The sequence below is a fragment of the Diaphorobacter aerolatus genome (genome assembly GCF_014489535.1).
Lineage (GTDB): Bacteria > Pseudomonadota > Gammaproteobacteria > Burkholderiales > Burkholderiaceae_C > Diaphorobacter_A > Diaphorobacter_A aerolatus.
In genome coordinates, this window is the sequence record NZ_CP060783.1 from 4,111,935 (window position 1) to 4,132,651 (window position 20,717).

General features: G+C 59.8%; 16 protein-coding genes, 2 rRNA genes and 1 pseudogene. 18 read left to right on the forward strand and 1 reads right to left on the reverse strand.

The window, feature by feature from the left end; genetic code table 11:
- Window positions 1-212: 212 nt before the first annotated feature.
- The 13 genes from H9K75_RS19150 to H9K75_RS19210 all read left to right on the forward strand — a co-directional run bounded on the left by H9K75_RS19150 (window position 213) and on the right by H9K75_RS19210 (window position 16,825).
- Window positions 213-3,092: ribosomal RNA gene (locus tag H9K75_RS19150) — 23S ribosomal RNA — on the forward strand.
- Window positions 3,093-3,220: 128 nt separating this feature from the next.
- Window positions 3,221-3,333 (forward strand): 5S ribosomal RNA (gene rrf / locus H9K75_RS19155).
- Between the two features lie 166 nt (window positions 3,334-3,499).
- Window positions 3,500-4,249 carry a 16S rRNA pseudouridine(516) synthase gene (locus H9K75_RS19160; RefSeq protein WP_187723813.1) on the forward strand — a complete coding sequence of 250 codons (750 nt, stop codon included), beginning with the start codon at window positions 3,500-3,502 and terminating at the stop codon, window positions 4,247-4,249.
- A 182-nt stretch (window positions 4,250-4,431) separates the two neighbouring features.
- Entirely contained in the window at window positions 4,432-5,361 is a 930-nt protein-coding gene (locus H9K75_RS19165; RefSeq protein WP_187726114.1) for a YncE family protein, read from the forward strand.
- 91 nt (window positions 5,362-5,452) lie between these two features.
- A complete protein-coding gene (locus H9K75_RS19170) occupies window positions 5,453-6,196 on the forward strand; it encodes a polysaccharide deacetylase family protein (protein ID WP_226858761.1) in 744 nt (247 codons plus the stop codon).
- 92 nt (window positions 6,197-6,288) lie between these two features.
- Window positions 6,289-7,227: a sterol desaturase family protein gene (locus tag H9K75_RS19175; RefSeq protein ID WP_404826446.1), complete on the forward strand. Its 939-nt coding sequence runs from the start codon at window positions 6,289-6,291 to the stop codon at window positions 7,225-7,227.
- 37 nt (window positions 7,228-7,264) lie between these two features.
- Window positions 7,265-8,182, forward strand: coding sequence for an EI24 domain-containing protein (locus tag H9K75_RS19180; protein WP_187726115.1), 918 nt, complete (start codon window positions 7,265-7,267; stop codon window positions 8,180-8,182).
- Between the two features lie 37 nt (window positions 8,183-8,219).
- Complete coding sequence (locus H9K75_RS19185; RefSeq protein ID WP_187723816.1) at window positions 8,220-9,041, forward strand: competence/damage-inducible protein A; 822 nt, start codon at window positions 8,220-8,222, stop codon at window positions 9,039-9,041.
- 179 nt (window positions 9,042-9,220) lie between these two features.
- Window positions 9,221-10,636, forward strand: coding sequence for a type I glutamate--ammonia ligase (glnA, locus tag H9K75_RS19190; protein WP_187723817.1), 1,416 nt, complete (start codon window positions 9,221-9,223; stop codon window positions 10,634-10,636).
- A 246-nt stretch (window positions 10,637-10,882) separates the two neighbouring features.
- Window positions 10,883-11,395 (forward strand): hypothetical protein, encoded by a 513-nt coding sequence (locus tag H9K75_RS19195; protein ID WP_187723818.1) that lies wholly within the window; start codon window positions 10,883-10,885, stop codon window positions 11,393-11,395.
- Between the two features lie 95 nt (window positions 11,396-11,490).
- On the forward strand, window positions 11,491-12,525 hold the full coding sequence (gene glnL / locus H9K75_RS19200) for a nitrogen regulation protein NR(II) (RefSeq protein WP_226858762.1): 1,035 nt from the start codon (window positions 11,491-11,493) through the stop codon (window positions 12,523-12,525).
- A 53-nt stretch (window positions 12,526-12,578) separates the two neighbouring features.
- Window positions 12,579-15,899, forward strand: coding sequence for a nitrogen regulation protein NR(I) (gene ntrC / locus H9K75_RS19205; protein WP_187723820.1), 3,321 nt, complete (start codon window positions 12,579-12,581; stop codon window positions 15,897-15,899).
- The gene (locus H9K75_RS19210) at window positions 15,896-16,825 is read left to right on the forward strand and encodes a hypothetical protein (protein ID WP_187723821.1); all 930 of its coding nucleotides are present in this window, start codon (window positions 15,896-15,898) and stop codon (window positions 16,823-16,825) included. The genes ntrC and H9K75_RS19210 overlap by 4 nt, the downstream gene beginning before the upstream one ends.
- Here the strand turns inward: H9K75_RS19210 and xth are convergent.
- Window positions 16,806-17,582 (reverse strand): exodeoxyribonuclease III, encoded by a 777-nt coding sequence (gene xth, locus H9K75_RS19215; protein WP_187723822.1) that lies wholly within the window; start codon window positions 17,580-17,582, stop codon window positions 16,806-16,808. The genes H9K75_RS19210 and xth overlap by 20 nt on opposite strands.
- A 248-nt stretch (window positions 17,583-17,830) precedes the next feature.
- Here xth and H9K75_RS19220 point away from each other — a divergent pair, with 248 nt between their 5' ends.
- The 5 genes and pseudogenes from H9K75_RS19220 to H9K75_RS19235 all read left to right on the forward strand — a co-directional run bounded on the left by H9K75_RS19220 (window position 17,831) and on the right by H9K75_RS19235 (window position 20,701).
- Window positions 17,831-18,697 (forward strand): hypothetical protein, encoded by an 867-nt coding sequence (locus H9K75_RS19220; RefSeq protein WP_319016844.1) that lies wholly within the window; start codon window positions 17,831-17,833, stop codon window positions 18,695-18,697.
- Window positions 18,694-18,900, forward strand: a complete 207-nt coding sequence (locus H9K75_RS25265; RefSeq protein WP_404826365.1) for a hypothetical protein — start codon at window positions 18,694-18,696, stop codon at window positions 18,898-18,900. Before H9K75_RS19220 ends, H9K75_RS25265 begins: the two co-directional genes overlap by 4 nt.
- Window positions 18,888-19,756, forward strand: a pseudogene (locus H9K75_RS19225) (nucleotidyl transferase AbiEii/AbiGii toxin family protein). The gene H9K75_RS25265 and the pseudogene H9K75_RS19225 overlap by 13 nt, the downstream one beginning before the upstream one ends.
- A 79-nt stretch (window positions 19,757-19,835) precedes the next feature.
- Window positions 19,836-20,369, forward strand: a complete 534-nt coding sequence (locus H9K75_RS19230) for a hypothetical protein (protein ID WP_187723823.1) — start codon at window positions 19,836-19,838, stop codon at window positions 20,367-20,369.
- 11 nt (window positions 20,370-20,380) lie between these two features.
- Window positions 20,381-20,701: a DUF2971 domain-containing protein gene (locus tag H9K75_RS19235; RefSeq protein WP_187723824.1), complete on the forward strand. Its 321-nt coding sequence runs from the start codon at window positions 20,381-20,383 to the stop codon at window positions 20,699-20,701.
- Window positions 20,702-20,717 lie beyond the last annotated feature (16 nt).

Here is a 20,717-nt window from a genome sequence, read left to right on the forward strand (position 1 = left end):
AAATTTGATTGCGTCAAAACGAATAGACAAAAACTTTGTTTGTTCAAGTAATGACGAATTGTTCTCAAAGTTGGGGTGCGCGATAAAAAGCGGACTCCAGCCAAGAAGATCATTCACATTACGGCATAACGCGTGAGGTGAGAGACCTCACAAGACAAGTCTGAGATCTGTTGACTGTGTAGTCTCCTTGAGGGGAGATGTCAAAGTTATAGGGTCAAGTGACTAAGAGCATATGGTGGATGCCTTGGCGATGATAGGCGAAGAAAGACGTGATAGCCTGCGATAAGCTTCGGGGAGCTGGCAAACAAGCTTTGATCCGGAGATTTCTGAATGGGGAAACCCACCCGCAAGGGTATCGGCAACTGAATACATAGGTTGCCGAGGCGAACCGAGTGAACTGAAACATCTAAGTAGCTCGAGGAAAAGACATCAACCGAGATTCCGATAGTAGTGGCGAGCGAATTCGGAAGAGCCTTGCAGTGATAGTCATCGGGTTAACAAAACGGCATGGAAAGGCCGGCCATAGTGGGTGATAGCCCCGTATGTGAAAACCCGGTGGTGGTACTAGGCTGCAGACAAGTAGGGCGGGGCACGAGAAACCCTGTCTGAATATGGGGGGACCATCCTCCAAGGCTAAATACTCATCATCGACCGATAGTGAACAAGTACCGTGAGGGAAAGGCGAAAAGAACCCCGGGAGGGGAGTGAAATAGATCCTGAAACCGTATGCTTACAAAAAGTCGGAGCCTCGCAAGGGGTGACGGCGTACCTTTTGTATAATGGGTCAGCGACTTACATTCAGTGGCAAGCTTAACCGAATAGGGGAGGCGCAGGGAAACCGAGTCCGAACAGGGCGATTTAGTCGCTGGGTGTAGACCCGAAACCAAGTGATCTATCCATGGCCAGGATGAAGGTGCCGTAACAGGTACTGGAGGTCCGAACCGACTAGTGTTGCAAAACTAGCGGATGAGCTGTGGATAGGGGTGAAAGGCTAAACAAACTTGGAAATAGCTGGTTCTCTCCGAAAACTATTTAGGTAGTGCCTCAAGTATTACCTGCGGGGGTAGAGCACTGTTTTGGCTAGGGGGTCATGGCGACTTACCAAACCAAGGCAAACTCCGAATACCGCAGAGTACAGCTTGGGAGACAGAGCACCGGGTGCTAACGTCCGGACTCAAGAGGGAAACAACCCAGACCGCCAGCTAAGGTCCCTAAAATTGGCTAAGTGGGAAACGAAGTGGGAAGGCTAAAACAGTCAGGATGTTGGCTTAGAAGCAGCCATCATTTAAAGAAAGCGTAATAGCTCACTGATCGAGTCGTCCTGCGCGGAAGATGTAACGGGGCTCAAGCCAGTTACCGAAGCTGCGGATGTGCAATTTATTGCACGTGGTAGGAGAGCGTTCTGTAAGCCTGTGAAGGTGTCTGGAGACGGATGCTGGAGGTATCAGAAGTGCGAATGCTGACATGAGTAGCGTTAAAGCGGGTGAAAAGCCCGCTCGCCGTAAGCGCAAGGTTTCCTACGCAACGTTCATCGGCGTAGGGTGAGTCGGCCCCTAAGGCGAGGCAGAGATGCGTAGCTGATGGGAAACAGGTCAATATTCCTGTACCGATCAATAGTGCGATGTGGGGACGGAGAAGGTTAGCTCAGCCAACTGTTGGACATGTTGGTTCAAGCCTGTAGTCGTGCCTGGTAGGCAAATCCGCCGGGCTAAGATGAGGGGTGATAACGAGTGTGCTTGCACACGAAGTGAGTGATACCCTGCTTCCAGGAAAAGCCACTAAGCTTCAGCTATTGACGACCGTACCGCAAACCGACACTGGTGCGCGAGATGAGTATTCTAAGGCGCTTGAGAGAACTCAGGAGAAGGAACTCGGCAAATTGATACCGTAACTTCGGGAGAAGGTATGCCCCCGGTATGTGAAGTTGAACAAACGGAGCAGAAAGGGGTTGCAAAAAATCGGTGGCTGCGACTGTTTATTAAAAACACAGCACTCTGCAAACACGAAAGTGGACGTATAGGGTGTGACGCCTGCCCGGTGCTGGAAGATTAAATGATGGGGTGCAAGCTCTTGATTGAAGTCCCAGTAAACGGCGGCCGTAACTATAACGGTCCTAAGGTAGCGAAATTCCTTGTCGGGTAAGTTCCGACCTGCACGAATGGCGTAACGATGGCCACACTGTCTCCTCCTGAGACTCAGCGAAGTTGAAATGTTTGTGATGATGCAATCTCCCCGCGGAAAGACGGAAAGACCCCATGAACCTTTACTGTAGCTTTGTATTGGACTTTGAACAGATCTGTGTAGGATAGGTGGGAGGCTTTGAAGTGTGGTCGCTAGATCACATGGAGCCAACGTTGAAATACCACCCTGGTGTGTTTGAGGTTCTAACCTGGATCCATTATCTGGATCGGGGACAGTGCATGGTAGGCAGTTTGACTGGGGCGGTCTCCTCCCAAAGTGTAACGGAGGAGTTCGAAGGTACGCTAGTTACGGTCGGACATCGTGACGATAGTGCAATGGCATAAGCGTGCTTAACTGCGAGACTGACAAGTCGAGCAGATGCGAAAGCAGGACATAGTGATCCGGTGGTTCTGTATGGAAGGGCCATCGCTCAACGGATAAAAGGTACTCTGGGGATAACAGGCTGATACCGCCCAAGAGTTCATATCGACGGCGGTGTTTGGCACCTCGATGTCGGCTCATCTCATCCTGGGGCTGTAGTCGGTCCCAAGGGTATGGCTGTTCGCCATTTAAAGAGGTACGTGAGCTGGGTTTAAAACGTCGTGAGACAGTTTGGTCCCTATCTTCCGTGGGCGCTGCAGATTTGAGGAAGCCTGCTCCTAGTACGAGAGGACCGGAGTGGACACACCTCTGGTGTACCTGTTGTCACGCCAGTGGCATCGCAGGGTAGCTATGTGTGGAAGAGATAACCGCTGAAAGCATCTAAGCGGGAAACTCGTTTCAAGATGAGATCTGCCGGGGCCTCGAGCCCCCTGAAGGGTCGTTGTAGACCACGACGTTGATAGGCTGGGTGTGGAAGAGCAGCAATGCTTTAAGCTAACCAGTACTAATTGCCCGTGCGGCTTGACCCTATAACTTTGATAATGACTTTGAATAGCTCAAGACTTGTAAGTTATGCCAAGACGCAATCAAAACTGATCCCAGACTCTATGAATTCGCAACGCAGTTCTCCCACAGAACTGCCAAGCACCCCGTTATGCCTGATGACCATAGCAAGTTGGCACCACTCCTTCCCATCCCGAACAGGACAGTGAAACGACTTCGCGCCGATGATAGTGCGGGTTCCCGTGTGAAAGTAGGTCATCGTCAGGCTCTTACAGCCCAAGACGCCCTCCACTCCTCATGAGTCGGAGGGCGTCTTGCTTTGGGGGGACGAAATGACGGCAGACGCATAGCTGGGACATACTGCCGAAGTAGCTTCACCATCGCCCATTCACGAACGGCCCGATCAAATTCGGGGCATCACAGCATTCGATCCATGCAACTTCAGGACATTCTCTATTCCCAGGGTTTTGGAACCCGGCGTGTGTGCGCCGGGCTGGTGCAGCAGGGGCATGTGGCCATCTATGTAGATGGCGATGCGGCAGAGCCCGTGGTTTGTCGGGACGCAACGCAGGATTTCGAGGAGCATGGGCTACGTCTCAATGTGCAGGGCGTCGATTGGCCGTATCAGGACAAGGCATACATCCTGCTTCACAAACCGGCGGGCACGGAATGCTCGCAGAAGCCATCAGCCTATCCCAGCATTTATACCTTGCTGCCGAGCCCGCTGCGTCAGCGCCCGAGCAAGAGCAATGTTCAGGGAGTTCAAGCCGTCGGGCGTCTGGATCAAGACACTACGGGCATGTTGATACTGACCGATGACGGGCCATTCATTCATCGCCTGAATTCGCCCAAGCGCCACGTGCCCAAGGTGTATGACGTGACGGCCAAACATGAGGTCACGCCCGAGCAGATCAAGCGCCTGCTCGACGGTGTACTGCTGCATGACGAAAACCAGAACGTGCGCGCTGCGGCCTGTGAGCAAACGGGCTCGCACACGTTCAGATTGACCCTCACCGAGGGCAAGTACCATCAGGTCAAGCGCATGGTCGCCGCTGCGGGCAATCGGGTCGAAGGTCTTCATCGCTCACGTATTGGAACGATGGATTTGCCGAGCGATCTGGCCGCCGGAAAGTGGCGTTGGTTGACTATCGACGAGCTTAGTCGGTTGACCGCAACAACCTGATCGCGGTCAACGGTCATCCACTGCCAAAAGGTCCGCGCCCGCTTACACTTCGAGCCTCGGCGACTGCGGTATCTGGCTGACCACACCACGTGAACGGCTCGCGTCCCCGAATCGGAAAAGGGATTTTTGTGAAGTATCAGGTTTGGCACAAGGCGGGCTTTGCACTGCTGACGGCGTTCACGATGATGGGTGCCAAGGCGAATCTTCCGCCGATTTTCGTTCTCAATTCCCTTGATGCCAATGTCAGCGTCATCGATCCCGAAAAGTGGGTGGAAGTCCAGCGCATTGCCACGGGCAAGGAGCCGCACCACCTCTATCTCACCCCCGACGAGAAGTCGGTGGTCATCGCCAATGCGCTCGGCGATTCGTTGACCTTTGTTGATCCGAAGACCGCCCAGGTCCAGCGCACGGTGACGGGCATTGTCGATCCCTATCATCTGCGCTTCAGCCCGGACATGAAATGGTTCATCACGGCGGCGAATCGTCTGAACCATGTGGACTTCTATCGTTGGGACGGAACGAACATGACGCTCGCGCAGCGCGTGCCTACCGCCAAGACGCCAAGCCACCTCTGGATCGACAACAAGAGCCGCACGGTGTATTCGACCATGCAGGACAGTGATGAACTGGTGGCGATCGACATCGCAACTCAAAAGATCAAGTGGCGCGTGAAGACGGGCCCGATGCCCGCTGACCTGTATGGTTCGCCCGACGACAAGACGTTGTTCATCGGTCTCACGGGCGGCAAGGGTGTCGAGGTGTTCGACATCTCCACCGACCAGCCCGCGCGCAGCGTGCAGATCATTCCGACCGGCGCTGGCGCACACGCTTTTCGCGCGGCAGGCGACGGCAAGCACCTCTACGTGAGCAACCGCGTTGCCAACACGATCAGCAAGATCAATATGGCCAGCCGCCAGCCGGTCGAGAGCTACTCGGCTCCCGGAGGCCCGGACTGCATGGACGTTTCCGCCGATGGTCGCTACATCTATGTGGGCGCGCGTTGGGCACGCAAGCTGCTGGTGATCGACACGCAGGAAAAGAAGGTGATCCGCTCGGTCAACGTCGGCAAGTCGCCTCATGGCGTCTGGACGCTGAACCACGCCAAGCGCTGAACTGTTTCGCGTTCCCGGAGTCATGCATTTCATGCCCATGCGCTTCGTCAAACACCTTGTGTCTGGTCTGATCGTTCTGCCCGTGGCCGTGATGGCGGCGCCCGAGGCTGCGTGCGACAAGCCGCTCTATCTGACCTTCGACACCGGGCACATGGGCGTGGCTCCGTTGATCGCAGACGTGCTCAAGCGCGAACAGGTGCACGTCACGTTCTTCGCTGCCAACGAGGCGACCAAGACGGACGGAAGCAGCCTCGACGCGCAATGGGCACCGTGGTGGAAGGCCCGCGCGGCCGAAGGCCACGAATTTGCCTCACACACCTATGACCATGTCTATTGGCGTGGTGATGTCGTGGTCAAGGGCCAGGAGCCATCGTTCAAGGTCCGGCCTTCGGCGGGGCCGCGCAACGGGCAGCAGTTCACGATGACGGCTGCTCAATATTGCGAGGAAATCGGGCGCTCGGAGGACCGCCTGCGTGCGATCACCGGCAAGGAGCCGCTGCCGCTTTTTCGAGCGCCTGGCGGCAAGACCTCACCGCGTTTGCTGGCGGCCGCCAAGGCCTGCGGCTACGCTCATGTCGGTTGGGCACCCGCAGGCTTTCTCGGAGATGAGTTGCCGAGCGAGAAATTCAGCAACCAGCGCCTGCTCGATCAGGCGCTTGCCAATATTCGCAGCGGCGACATCTTGCTCGCCCATCTTGGCATCTGGTCGCGTCAGGACCCGTGGGCCCCGGCGGTGCTCGAGCCACTCATCAAGGGCTTGAAGGAGCGCGGATTCTGTTTTCGCACCTTGCGTGGACATCCAGACTACGCGAGTTGGGCGCGCAAGCCGAAGTAGCTCCAGAGGGACAGGACAGAATCGTGGAATGGTGGTCGTCGCTTTTCAACTCGGTGCAGCAGTGGCTGTTTGAATCCGTCATCCAGCCGGCGATGTTCCAGTTGGGCCTTGCCAGCCTGCTTGAAGATGGCTACGACGCTACGGGATGGTTGTTGGTCGGGCTGCTGCAGATGCTCGTGATTGTGGCGGTCATCGGGCCGCTCGAGCGCTGGCGACCGGTGGAGGCCGTCACCGATCGCAAGGGCATCCGGACAGACATCATCTACACGTTGATTCAACGTCTTGGCGTGTTCCGGCTCGCGCTGTTCTTCACATTGGCACCGCTGTTCGACGGACTGTTCGGGATGCTGCGTGTGGAAGGCCTGCGCACTTTCAATATCGACGCGATCTGGCCCGGCATCACCGATGTGCCCTGGGTCAGCTTTCTGATCTATCTGGCTGTATTCGATCTGCTCGACTACCTGATCCACCGGGGTCAGCATCGTTTCGAGTGGTGGTGGTCACTGCATTCGCTGCACCATTCGCAGCGCCAGATGACCAAATGGTCGGACAGCCGCAACCATTTGCTCGACGACGTGCTGCGTGACGTGATCATCGTGGTGGTGGCGCAGTTGATCGGGGTGGCTCCGGGCCAGTTCGTGGCGATCGTCGCGATCGCGCAGCTCAGCGAAAATCTGCACCATGCCAATGCCCGCATCTGGTTCGGTCGGATTGGCGAGCGGCTGTGGATCAGTCCGCGCTTTCATCGCCGCCACCATGCGATCTCGCTCGTGGAAGCGCGCCAGGGTGATCCGCATTTGCCAGCAAAGGAGTTGCCGCGTTCCATCGAGCTGGCGCGCGGCTGCAATTTCGGCGTGCTGTTTCCGGTCTGGGACATGCTGTTCCAGACGGCCAATTTTGAACTGCGTTTTGATCCCACCGGCGTTGAAGACCAGATCAAACCTGGCCCGGATGGCAGGGTGCGCAACTATGGCCGTGGATTCTGGTCACAGCAGTGGCTCGGAATCCTGCGGCTATTCGGGCGCGGGTGACGGGGCGCGAGTCCCAAGGTATTCTCGGGCCATGAAGATGTCTTCCTTGTTTGATTCGTTCTGGCGCGCCGCCGCGTATTGCCTGATCCCCCGGGTGATCGTGCTCTCACTGCTGCCCCTGCTGCTGATCGCCATCATCGCGGGTGCCTGCACCTACTTTTTCTGGGATTCCTCGGTCGCCGCCGTGCAGCAGATGCTGGGCGATTCGGGCCTGTTGAGCGGTCTGTGGAACTGGCTGGCCAACATGGGGTGGAATCACGTCACCGACTACCTCGCACCGCTGCTGGTGGTGCTCGCGGCGGTTCCGGTGATCGTGCTGATCGCCTTGTTGTCGGTGGCCGCGTTCATGACGCCCGCGCTGGTCAACCTCGTCGCCGCTCGACGCTTTCCCCATCTGGTGCGCAAACACGGTGGTTCCCTGCTCGCGAGCGTCACCTGGTCGGCGCTGTCCACGGTTGCGGCGATGCTGGCCCTGGTGGTGTCATCTCCGTTATGGCTGATTCCGCCGCTGGTGCTGGTGTTGCCGCCGCTGATCTGGGGGTGGCTGACCTACCGCGTGATGAGCTTTGATGCACTGTCCGAACACGCGAGCAAGGAAGAGCGCAAGGAGATCTTCGCGCGCCATCGCTACAGCCTGCTCGGCATTGGCGTGGTGTGCGGCTTTCTGGGTGCGGCTCCGAGTCTGGTGTGGGCTTCGGCCGTGGTGTTTGCCGCAGCCTTTCTGGTGCTGATTCCCATCGCCATCTGGATCTACACGCTGGTGTTCGCGTTTTCCTCGCTGTGGTTCACGCACTATTGCCTTGCGGCGCTGGAGCAACTGCGGCTTGAGCGCAATGAGCCTGCGTTGGACGTTCCGGTCACGCCGGTGCCGTTGCCGGAATCGACGGCGACGGTCCCCAGCAGTGCGCCTCCCGCGTTGAGCGATGAGTCGGGCGCCAAGCCGGGCAATCATTGAGATACTGTTTCTTTTCCTGAACTCACCCGGATCGACCGTGACACCTCAGTTTGGCCTCATCATCGTCGGCGACGAAATTCTCTCGGGCAAGCGGGCCGACAAGCACATGCCCAAGGTCATCGAGTTGCTCACGGCGCGCGGCCTGTCGCTGGCTTATGCGCACTATGTTGGCGATGATCCGGCGCGCATCACCCGAACGCTTTCGGATGCGTTTGCGACTTCCGACATCGTCTTCAGTTGCGGCGGCATCGGCGCGACGCCAGACGACCACACGCGCCAGTGCGCCGCCGCGGCGCTCGGCGAGCCCCTGGTCCTGCACCCCGAGGCGGCAGCGCTGATTCGCGAGCGCATGCAGGATGTGGCGCGCGAGGAAGGCAAGCCGTTCGAGCCTGGCCGACCCGACAACCTGCATCGCCTGAACATGGGTACGTTCCCGGCCCGTGCCCACATCATTCCCAATGCCTACAACCGGATTCCCGGGTTCAGTTGCGTGGGCGCAGGGGGCGGTGCGGTGCATTTCGTGCCCGGTTTTCCGGTCATGGCATGGCCGATGATCGAATGGGTTCTGGATCACCAATGCGCACAGTGGTTTCACCGCGAACCGCAGACCGAGCATTCGGTCGTCGTTTACGGGGCCATGGAATCCGCGCTGACGCCGCTCATGGTGCAGATCGAGGCGGCGTTTTCGGCCATCAAGGTTTTCAGCCTGCCGAGTGTCGATCATCCCGTGCATGGACGGCACATTGAATTGGGGGTGAAAGGCGCATCTGATATGGTTCCGGCTGCCTGGAATATGCTTATCGGTACCTTGCACAATATGGGTGCCCATCTCGGCCCCGAAATGGTGCGGGAGCGGTGACTTGCAGGTGATTCACTCGGATCGCACCATTGTGGTGCAATTCATTGCATGCTTTCCCGCGTGTCAGGCTGCCGAGAGCCTTGTGCCATCTTGTGGTGCATGGACTCGGGCGGGCTGGCACGCATTCTGCTAATCAAGATTTTGTTATCAAATACGCGATCATTCCTTGGAGAACACTAATGGCTAAGACCGTTGCAGACGTGATGAACATGGTGAAAGAGAACGAAGTCAAGTTTGTTGACTTCCGTTTTACCGACACCCGCGGCAAAGAGCAGCACGTGACCGTGCCCGTCTCGCATTTCGACGAAGACAAGTTCACGTCCGGCCATGCCTTTGACGGTTCGTCCGTTGCCGGCTGGAAGGGCATCGAGGCATCGGACATGCAGCTCATGCCCGACCCGAACACCGCCAACATCGACCCCTTCTTTGAAGAGACCACGCTGTTCCTTCAGTGCGACGTGGTCGAGCCTTCGGACGGCAAGGCCTATGATCGCGACCCACGCTCCATCGCCAAGCGCGCCGAGGCCTATTTGAAGGCCTCTGGCCTGGGCGACACCGCCTATTTCGGTCCGGAGCCTGAATTCTTCATCTTTGACGGTGTGCGCTGGACCAACGAACCCGGCAAGGTCGGCTTCGAGATCGAGGAATACGAAGCCCCGTGGAACACCGGCACCAAGTTCGAGACCGGCAACCGTGGTCACCGTCCTACGACCAAGGGCGGCTATTTCCCCGTGCCTCCCGTGGACAGCACTCAGGACATGCGCGCTGAAATGTCCCTGATCATCGAATCGCTGGGCATTCCGGTCGAAGTGTTCCACCATGAAGTGGCGGGCGCTGGCCAGAACGAAATCGGCACCAAGTTCAGCACGCTGGTCGAGCGCGCGGACTGGACGCAGCAGATGAAGTACGTGGTCTGGAACGTGGCCAATGCCTATGGCAAGACGGCGACCTTCATGCCCAAGCCCTACGCCGGCGACAACGGCTCCGGCATGCACGTTCACCAGTCGATCTGGAAGGACGGCAAGAACCTGTTCGCTGGCGACGGCTATGCCGGTCTGTCGGATTTCGCCCTGTACTACATCGGCGGCATCATCAAACACGCCCGTGCGCTGAACGCCATCACCAACCCCGGCACCAACAGCTACAAGCGCCTGGTTCCCGGTTTCGAGGCTCCGGTCAAACTGGCCTACAGCTCGCGCAACCGTTCGGCATCGATCCGCATTCCCTATGTGGCGAACCCCAAGGGTCGCCGCATCGAAGCGCGCTTCCCCGATCCGCTGGCCAACCCGTACCTGTGTTTCTCCGCGCTGATGATGGCGGGTCTCGACGGCGTGGAAAACAAGATCCATCCGGGCGAAGCCGCCACCAAGGATCTCTACCATCTGCCGCCAGAGGAAGACAAGCTGGTGCCGACCGTCTGCCACAGCCTGGATCAGGCGCTCGAAGCGCTCGATGCTGACCGTGGTTTCCTGACCAAGGGCGGCGTGTTCTCGGACTCCATGCTCGATGCCTACATCGATCTCAAGATGACCGAAGTGCAGCGTTTCCGCATGGCGCCGCATCCCGTGGAATACGACATGTACTACTCGCTGTAAGTCAGCCGGAGCACGGGTTGGTTCGTTGATAGCATCAGCCCGGTGCTTCGTTGACAGCAAACAGAAAGCGGCTTGAGGGCCGCTTTTTTCATTGGCGCAACGGTTCTGGAGGAACGATCGAGGCCTTTCGGGGTCTTTGAGGGATGGTCTGTTATCGTCGGTGGATTGCATATGGCTACAAATAGCGGAAATCGATTGCCGCAGGGGAGCCGGTTGGGCTGACGATTGTTGTCGCGCGAGGAATTCATGGAAAAATCACTGGTTGCACTCTTCATCGCTGTTGCTTTGGTGCCAATGGCCTGGTCCCAGGACCGTATCTATCGCTGCGGCAACGAATACACCAACAACGCCAACGATGCCAAGCAGCGTGGCTGCAAGGTGGTGGAGGGCGGCAACGTCACGGTGTTGCAGGGCGCGGCGCGTCCTGCCGGGGGCGGTGGTGGTGGCGGTGCGGCCGCGCCGCGCAGCAATCCTCCGTCGTCGTCGAGTTCGCCTGCGGGCGCGCCGAAGGTGGACAACGCCGACCAGAAGGCGCGCGACTCCGACGCGCGTGCGATCCTCGATTCCGAACTCCGCAAGGCACAGGCCCGCTACGATGATCTGAAGAAGGAATACAACGACGGTTTCCCGCAAAGATCGGCGCTTGAGATGCGCAATCCCCAGGGCTACATAGAGCGCACCGCCGAAATCAAGGCCAATCTGACCCGCGCCGAGGCCGATGTCGAAGGCATCAAACGCGAGCTATCGCGCCTGAAATAAGCAACGTGGCCCCCAACGCATCCAGGAGTCCTTCACTCGCACATCCCTCTGCGCCACCGCAGTCCCCGGACCACGCAACGCAGAACTATCAGGCGCTGGATCTGGTTTCCACCCTCGTGGCCGTGCTGGGTGAAGATGGTGCCGTGATCTTTGCCAACGCGGCGCTCGAGACGGCGCTTGGGCAATCGCGCCGCACGCTCGAAGGCGCAGACGTCGGCAGCTTTTTCACCGATGCGTCGATTCTGCGCAATGGCTTATCGGGCGCGCGAGGTGCCGATTTCGCCGCGCTGCGCTTCGAATCCAGCCTGCGTCGCGGCTCGCAGGATCCTCTTCCGGTGCACGTGCATCTGTCGTGCGTGGAGCAGGGCGGGGACGTGCTCGTCGAATGCTGGCCGCTGGAAGCCCAGGCCCGTCAGGACCGCGAGGAACGCTTGCGCGAACAGGCGCTTGCCAACAAGGAACTGATCCGTAATCTGGCGCACGAGATCAAGAATCCACTGGGCGGCATTCGCGGCGCTGCACAGTTGCTCGAGATGGATCTGCCGTCGCCTGATCTGCAGGAATACACGCAGGTCATCATCCATGAGGCCGACCGCCTGCAAAGCCTCGTGGACCGGCTGCTTGCGCCTCACCGCCATCCGCATCAGGTCGGCGACGTCAACATCCACGAGGTCTGCGAGCGTGTGCGCTCCCTTGTGCTGGTGGAGTTTCCGCGCGGCCTGTCCATCAAGCGGGACTACGATATCTCGATTCCCGAGTTCCGTGGGGATCGCGAGCAGCTCATCCAGGCGCTGCTCAACATCGTGCAGAACGCGGCGCAGGCGCTGACCGAGCGCATCATCTTGGGCGGAGATGCCGAAATCATCCTGCGCACCCGCGTGGCGCGGCAGGTAACATTTGGTCGCCAGCGCTATCGGTTGGCATTGGACTTGCATGTGATCGACAACGGACCAGGTGTGCCCGAGGCGATCAAGGAGCGAATCTTCTATCCTCTCGTCACGGGAAGGGATGGTGGTTCGGGTCTGGGACTGACGCTTGCGCAGACTTTCGTGCAGCGGCATCACGGCCTGATCGAATGTGACAGTGTCCCGGGACGCACGGACTTTCGCATCCTCATCCCGCTGCCTTGAGGTCCTTGAAGCAACAGGGCGGCGACGCCCTCTCAACAAGGAAATAGATAAACATGAAGCCGATCTGGATAGTGGACGACGACCCCTCGATCCGCTTCGTCCTCGAGAAGGCGCTGGCGCGCGAGAACCTGCCCACGCGCAGCTTCTCGAACCCGCGCGAGGTGCTAGACGCGCTTGCCGACATCGCGGCAGGCGACACCGAATACAGCGGCCCGCAGGTGCTGGTCAGCGACATCCGCATGCCGGGTGGTTCGGGCCTGCAATTGCTCGAAAAACTGCGCGAGCTACAGCCCGGCCTGCCGGTGATCATCATGACGGCGTACTCGGATCTCGATTCCGCCGTATCCGCACTGCAACGCGGCGCGTTTGAGTACCTGCCAAAGCCCTTCGATCTGCCCAAGGCGGTGGAGCTGATCCGCCGTGCGGTCGAGGAAAGCCAGCGTGAACAGGTCGCCGAGGAACGCCAGGCCGCAGCGCCCGAGATTCTCGGGCAGGCACCGGCGATGCAGGACGTGTTCCGTGCCATCGGTCGCCTGAGCCAGAGTGCGGTGACGGTGCTCATCACCGGCGAGTCGGGATCGGGCAAGGAACTGGTGGCGCGTGCGCTGCACAAGCACTCGCCGGTATCGGGTGGCCCGTTCGTGGCGATCAACACGGCGGCCATCCCCAAGGATCTGCTGGAGAGCGAACTGTTCGGCCACGAGCGCGGCGCGTTCACCGGTGCGCAGACCCAGCGGCGCGGGCGTTTTGAGCAGGCCGAGGGCGGCACGCTGTTTCTCGATGAAATTGGCGACATGCCCTTCGATTTGCAGACACGCCTGCTGCGGGTGCTGTCTGACGGCCATTTCTACCGCGTGGGCGGGCATGCCGCAGTCAAGGCCAACGTGCGCGTGATTGCCGCGACGCACCAGAACCTGGAGGCGCGCGTGAAGGACGGCGTGTTCCGCGAGGATCTGTTTCACCGCCTGAACGTGATTCGCCTGCGCCTGCCGGCGCTGCGCGAGCGGCGTGAAGATGTTCCCGGGCTCACGCGCCATTTCCTGCAGCAAAGCGCCCGTCAATTGGGCGTCGAGCCCAAGCGGATTTCCGAAGCGGCGCTGGCACGGCTGCAGGCATTCGATTTTCCGGGCAATGTGCGCCAGTTGGAGAACATCTGCCATTGGCTTTCCGTGATGGCTCCCGCTCAGGTGATTTCGGTGCAGGATCTTCCGCCCGAGGTGCTCAACATGCCCGTCGTCGTCCCGGGTGCCTCGCCGCAGGAGGCCAAGCCTCTGGAAGCCGCGGTGTTGGCAGAGACGGCTGCGGCAACGGTCGCAGCACCACAGGTGACGCCATCGTCGTCTGGACCGGGCAGCGTGGGCGGCTACGGCGCGGTCTTTCCGGAGCCATCCCTGGCCGTGTCGCCAGGTCAGGGCCTGGTGCCAACCCAGACGGGCTGGGAGCGCTCGCTTGAGGCCGAGGCGCAGGAACTGCTGCGTGAAGGCCGCCCGGAGGTCTGGGACATTCTCACGCGGCGCTTCGAGTCCCGCCTGATCAAGACCGCGCTGCACGAAACGCATGGCCGTCGCATGGAGGCGGCGCAGCGTCTGGGCATCGGCCGCAACACCATCACGCGCAAGATTCAGGAGTTGGGCCTCGACGAACACCGGGGGGTGACGAAGGATGAGTCTTTTTTCGAGGTAGTCGAAAAAAATTTTCGCTCTGCTTCACCCCATTTGAGCGCTTGCTCCGATTCAGTGGATGTGATTCCTACATTCATCCACTTTGAGGAGCAAGCCATCATGGTTGCGTCGTTCCAGATCTTTCGCAGAATTGCATCCCCGCTGTTGATCGGCACTGCGCTGCTCGGCGGTCTGTCCAGCACTGTCCAGGCCGCGACCCTGGCCGATGTGAGGCTGATCGAGCGCAACAGCGGGCGCGTGCTGCCGCTGTATTTCCACCAAGGCGAATACTGGGTGGCGAGCCGGCCCGGAGCCAACTATTCCATCGACATCACCAATCGCATGGGTAGCCGCGTTCTCGCGGTGATCAGCGTCGATGGTGTCAACGCGATCACCGGAAAAACCGCATCGGCCACGCCCGATGACGGCTATGTGTTCAGCCCTCGCCAGAACTGGGCCATCAACGGCTGGCGCAAGAGCGACAGCCAGGTGGCGGCGTTCTATTTTTCTGAAAGCGATGCCTCGTATGCGAGCCGCACGGGCCGCCCGCTTGATGTGGGCGTGATCGGTGTTGCATTGTTCCGCGAGCGTCCGGCGGAGCCCGTGCGTCCGGCCCCTCCGATTCTGCGAAACGAACGCGGCATGGAGGATCGCAAAGCCGGTCCGGCAGGGGATGCATCTGCCAGTTCTGCGCCCGTGGCGCCAGCTCCCATGCCAGCGCCAAGCGCAAAGGCACCGATGGCGGCCGAAGCTGAATCCGCTGCGAGCCCGCGCATGGCCGAGAAGAACGCCGACCATGCGGCCAAACGCAGTCCAAGCCTTGGCACCGGCCACGGCGCGGTCGAGACCTCCTACACCTCGAACACCGAATTCGAGTCAGCCACCCGCCGCCCCGAGCAGGTGGTCCGCATCCGCTACGACAGCCATGCCAACCTGGTCGCCATGGGCGTGATTCCGGCGCCGCGCACCGGACGCACGCCCAATCCGTTTCCAGCCCATGGAAGCGAGGCTTTGTTCCCGATCCACCACGTTGGTGAGCAAGCCAGGTCGCGGGCAATAACGGCACTCGGCGCTGTGCGATTTTCTCCACAGCGCGGTCGGCAGCGCCTATGGCTTTGCATAATGCCCGCCATGGTGGAGTCCGAACTGAATGCCCTGGCCGATGAAGCCCTGATGCTGGCCTACGCCGGTGGCGAGGCGCGGGCGTTCGAGCTTTTGTACGATCGTCACAGCCTGCGCCTGTGGCGCTATCTGTTTCGCAACACCGGCAATCACGCGCTGGCGGACGATCTGGGTCAGGAGGTCTGGTTTGCCGTCGTGGACGCTGCTCTCACCTATGCGCCCAAGGCGCGGTTCACGACCTGGCTGTTCACCGTGGCGCACCACAAGCTGGTGGATCACTGGCGCAGCCACCGGCCCCAGCTCAGCCTTGATCAGGAGACGCCCGAAGCCATGCAGCTCGCCGAAACCCTGTTCGCGCATTCCGGCTTCGAGCCCGAACGCCTGCAGGGCCGCAAGGATCTGGCGCGCGCGTTGCTCGATGCGTTGGCCGATCTGCCCGAAGAACAACGTGCGGCGTTTTTGCTGCAAGCCGAAGGAGACATGAGCGTGGCCGACATCGCCGCCGCGAGCGGGGTTCCATTGGAAACCGCCAAAACCCGGTTGCGCTATGCCCGCGCCAAACTGCGTCAGGCGCTGGAGGTGCTTGCATGACCGATCGCACTCCTGAAAATCCACCGAACGCGCCCGCCGATGACGCCTTGGTCGATCTGTATCGCGAGGCCACCCAGCAGGATCGCGGTCCCGACGCGGCCGCGCGAGAACGCGTGCTGGCCCATGCGCGCGAACAAACGGCCAGGCGCAAGCCCGCGACTACGCTCGTCACCGAGCCGCCGCAGCGCCGCGAGGCTGCCAATGACCGCCGCTGGCTGCGCCATGCGCTGGGCAGTCTGGCGATCATCGGGGTCGTCGGCTGGCTGACCCTGCAGCATTTGCAAGAGCCGGGCGCGCCGCAGCTCGATCAGGCCGCGCCTTCGGTGCAGCAGTCGTCGCCTGCGCCCCAGAGTGCGCCCGCAGCGGCGCCTTCTGCGGCCGAAAGCAACGCGAATTCGGACACGGCAGCGGATCGCCCACCAGCCCCTGTCTCAGACGTGAAGGAAGAGCCGAATACGGTGTCCAGACCCGCGCCAGCGGCACGCAGGCAGCGCGCGCAGGAGGACGCCATAGAGCGGGAACGGGCCGTGGAGAAGGCCGTTTCACCCTCGGCGCCGCGCTCTGCGCCTGTCCCCGCGCCCGCCGCGACACCTGCGCCGGCGCCGATGTCGCGCTCACAGGAGTCCGCACCTGCGCCGCAACCCGTGCCATCGCCATCACCATCGCGCGCCGCAGAAGGCAGTATCCGCGCGCCATCGTCGATGCAGGACCGGGCCATGGGCCGCATTGGCGGTGACCACAATAAAACCCAGCAGGCGGATGCTTTGGATCTGGTGGACTGCGATGAAAACATGCAAGCCTCGGCGCTCGCCGAGCAGGCTCGCCGAATCAAGGCGCGTGACGAGGCGGTAGCTGCCGGGCAGCCGCTGCCGGACCCGGCACCGGTATGCAGGCCCCGAGCCGCCGTCAGTCCAGCGTCACAATGACCGGAGCGTGATCGCTGGGCTGCTTGTTCTTGCGCGGCGCGCGGTCGATGGTGCAGGCGCTGACACTGCCCTTGAGCGCGTCGCTGACCAGAATGTGGTCGATCCGCAGCCCGCGATTTTTCTGAAAGCCGAGCATGCGGTAGTCCCACCATGAATAGCTTTTCTCGGGCTGCTCGAACATGCGGTAGGCATCGGTGAGGCCGAGGCCGATCATGTTCTGGAAATAGGTGCGTTCCTCGACCGTGTGATGGATGGTGTCCTTGAGTCCGACCGGGTCGAAGGAATCGCGATCTTCCGGCGCGACGTTGAAGTCGCCCATGACGATCAATCGGGGGTGCTTTTGCATCTCGCCGCGCACCCAGTTCTCGAGAGCGCCCAGCCACTTCATCTTGTAGGTGAACTTCTCGCTGCCGGGCTCCTGGCCGTTCACGAAGTAGCAGTTGATCACGCGCAGAGGGCCGGTGTGCGTTTCCACGGTTCCGGCTATCACGCGGGCCTGCACGTCTTCGTGCGATGGAATGTTGCGCACCACGTCGTCGGCAGGCTTGCGCGTGATCAGGGCCACACCGTTGTAGGTCTTCTGGCCATAGGTCACCGCGTGATACCCCTCAGCCTCGAAGGCATCGTAGGGGAACTTGTCATCGGTGAGCTTGAGTTCCTGAAGACCGAGCACGTCGACCGGGTTGGCCTTGAGCCAGTCGAGCACCTGCGGCAGGCGCACGGAGAGGGAGTTCACGTTCCAGGTGGCAATACGCATATGGCTTGTATCCTATTGATTTAAAAGAATTTTCAAATCCGGTTTTTTGTTGATACCCCCAAATCTACCCCAGAAGGGGTCTTTCGATCGGGAGCTTATAGGCTCAATCTTGGGCGATTGGGGGTATCGAATTGCCCTCTTGAACGGTCAAATTTCAGCCAATCATTGTATTTCAGCGGTTGCTGAAAACAGACAAAGTAGTGAAACCGTCTTGACGGCTTCACTGGAAATGCTATTTTCAGCGTGTGATGAAAACGCCCGATCCAGTGAAAACCGAGCTTCAGGCTGCAGAAGCTCTCCGTCTCTTGTTGGCGGAGGTGCCTGCAACAGAGAGCGTGGACGTTCGTATCGTTGAACGCAGGCCAGATTCGGGCATCGACATCTTTGCCGAAGTGACGGCCTTCGGTCGCCAGCATAAGCTGGTCGCTGAAGTGAAGTCGAGCGGGCAGCCGCGCCATGTACGTCAGGCCCTCCTGTCGCTGCGCAACTACGTAGCGCATCAGGCAGACCGCATCACGCCGATCCTGATCGCGCCGTACCTGTCACCCCAAGCGCAGGATCTGTGTCGCGAGTCCGGTGTGGCATACCTTGATCTTGAGGGAAATGCCCGGCTGGCCTTCGGCACCTTCTTTCTCTCGCGCCAGTTCGCGAAGAGGCCCGTTGTGGAGAAGCGAGAACTGCGCTCGCTGTTCAAGCCTAAGTCAGTTCAGGTTCTCAAGGTCTTGCTTCGCGAGCCCTCAAAGCCGTGGCGGGTAGCTGAACTGGCTGAGGTTGCCGGTGTGAGCCTGGGGCACGTCAGCAATGTCCGGAATGGCTTGCTGGACCGGGAGTGGGCGCAGTTGGCGGATGAGGGGATGTTTCTCGCCGCGCCGGATGCGCTTCTGGACGCGTGGCGCGAAGCCTATGAAGTCCCATCCGGTCAGCGGCAGGCCTTCTACACCACCCTGCACGGCGCATCGTTCGACGCGGGGTTTAGGGGGCGACCGCTTGAACGCGGGGGCAGATTGCGCTTGCATCGTTCTCGGCCGCTCAGTGGCTGGCGCCCTTTGGCCGCACGGGCACCCATTATTTCTATGCTGACGCAGAAGGGCTGGAGATCCTGCGGTCGAGCTTGAAGCTTTCGAGCACGAGCAAGGGCGAAAACGTCGTCGTGACGGTGCTTGACGAGCCTGGGCTGTTCCAAGACACGGTGCAGCCCGCTCCCGGTGTGGTTTGCACAAGCCCGGTCCAAACCTATCTGGATCTGGCGGCGGCAGGCGAACGCGGGCAGGAAGCGGCGGACCACCTTCGGCAAGAGAGGTTGCAATGGCAAGGATGACGCCTGGTGAGGCTCAGCACGCGAGCGAGTACGACGATCGGACGACAGCAGCCGTGAAGTCGGTGCTTGTCGAAATCGGGCAGATCCTTGGCAGTTTCAAGGGGCGCTTTGCCATCGTCGGAGGTGCTGTGCCTTGGCTGTTACTGGGCAACGAGGACATGCCTCACGTCGGCACGCTGGATGTCGATCTAGGTTTGGATGCGGCCGTCCTGGGGATGGGGAATATGCCCATCTGGTGGAGGCGCTGCTGGGCCATGGGTATGAGCAGCGCAAAGAACTCCGTCGGTTCCAGTTGGTTCGCCAAATCCAAGCAGATGACGGCGGGCCTCCCATCGATGTCGTGATCGACTTCTTGATGCCGCGGGATGCGGACGTTGTGAAAAACGTGCCTCCGTTGATCAGCGATTTTGCGGTGCAGAAAGCAGACGGTGCGGACCTGGCGCTTCGCTTCTATCAAATGGTTGCCATCGCTGGGTCCATGCCAGGCGGTGGAACCAACAGGGTCGAGGTCGCAGTCTGTTCCATTCCAGCGCTACTGGCGATGAAGGGGCATGCGATCGAGGGGCGCTACAAGCAGAAGGATGCCTACGACATCTACTACTGCATCCGTAACTATCCGGGTGGGGCTGAGGCGCTTGCGGAGGACTGCCGCCCTCTGTTGGAGCATGACTCTGGTGTAGCCGGGTACGGCTACATCGCTGGCAAGTTCGATTCCGTGGATGGGTTCGGTCCAACCTGCGTACGCAAGTTTGTGGAAGACACGCAGGTCTTGAGCGAGCGCAGCCCGGAGCAGTGGCAGCAGGACGCGTTTGGGCAAGTTGATGCCTGGCTGAGAGCGTTGGGACTGAGGGGGTGACATGCCAGTGCGAGTGAATATTCCAATGACCTATCCAGATGGACCTGGAACGGCACCCGTCTGCTCATCCGCGGATGTCGTGGCTGAATACGATGCCCAGCAACAGCTCGCCCAGTTCATGTGCTTCAGTACACGTGAGCGTAGAAAGGGGCTGGCGGGTAGCCGGAAAGATGCTGCTGCGACAGGGCCGCTGCACCTCTACAAATATCGGCCGCTGGATGCAGCGAATCCAGCCTCGATCAACAAAGCACGGTCTCTACTGGTGCACGACAGAATCTGGATCGCATCAGCTGCATCGCTGAATGATCCACGAGACATGCGCTTCAAACTGGTCTTAAACCAAGATGCCGCTACACGCAAACGGTGGGCCAAAGAAAACGCGCATCTACTGCCCAAAGTGTCGCCAGCGAAGCGACTGCTCCGCCAACAGCAGTTAGCAAGATCTGCGATGACGGCGGAGATGGAGCTTGGTTTCAAGCAAGATATGGAGCAGAACATGGGCGTCTTCTGCGCGTCAACAGATCCGCGTAGCAAGCTGATGTGGACGCACTACGGTGGGGAGCATCGGGCATATGCATCCAGCTTGCACCATACGAAGACGAACTTTTTCTGATATCCAGGCAGGTGACCTACACGAATAAATTTCCCACACTGGTTGTTCCGGTGCCGCCAGATTTGGCTCAGGAATATTACCTTCAGAAATCAAATGATTGGGCGTATGAGAAGGAGTGGCGTGTCGTTTTGCCAATCAACAGTTGTTCAGTTGTTCTACGGCCACGAGTCATTTCATCCGTGATTTTTGGAGCCAGGGCTGACCCCGAAAATTTCGATGCCGTGATGGCGTTGCTAGAGGAGCGGAAGAGGCTTGGAAAGCCAAGTGTCAAGGTCTATCGTGCAGAGTTGGACGACGAAGGGTTCGATATCCGAATTTACAATCCGAGGTGATTGCCAATCGATAGTA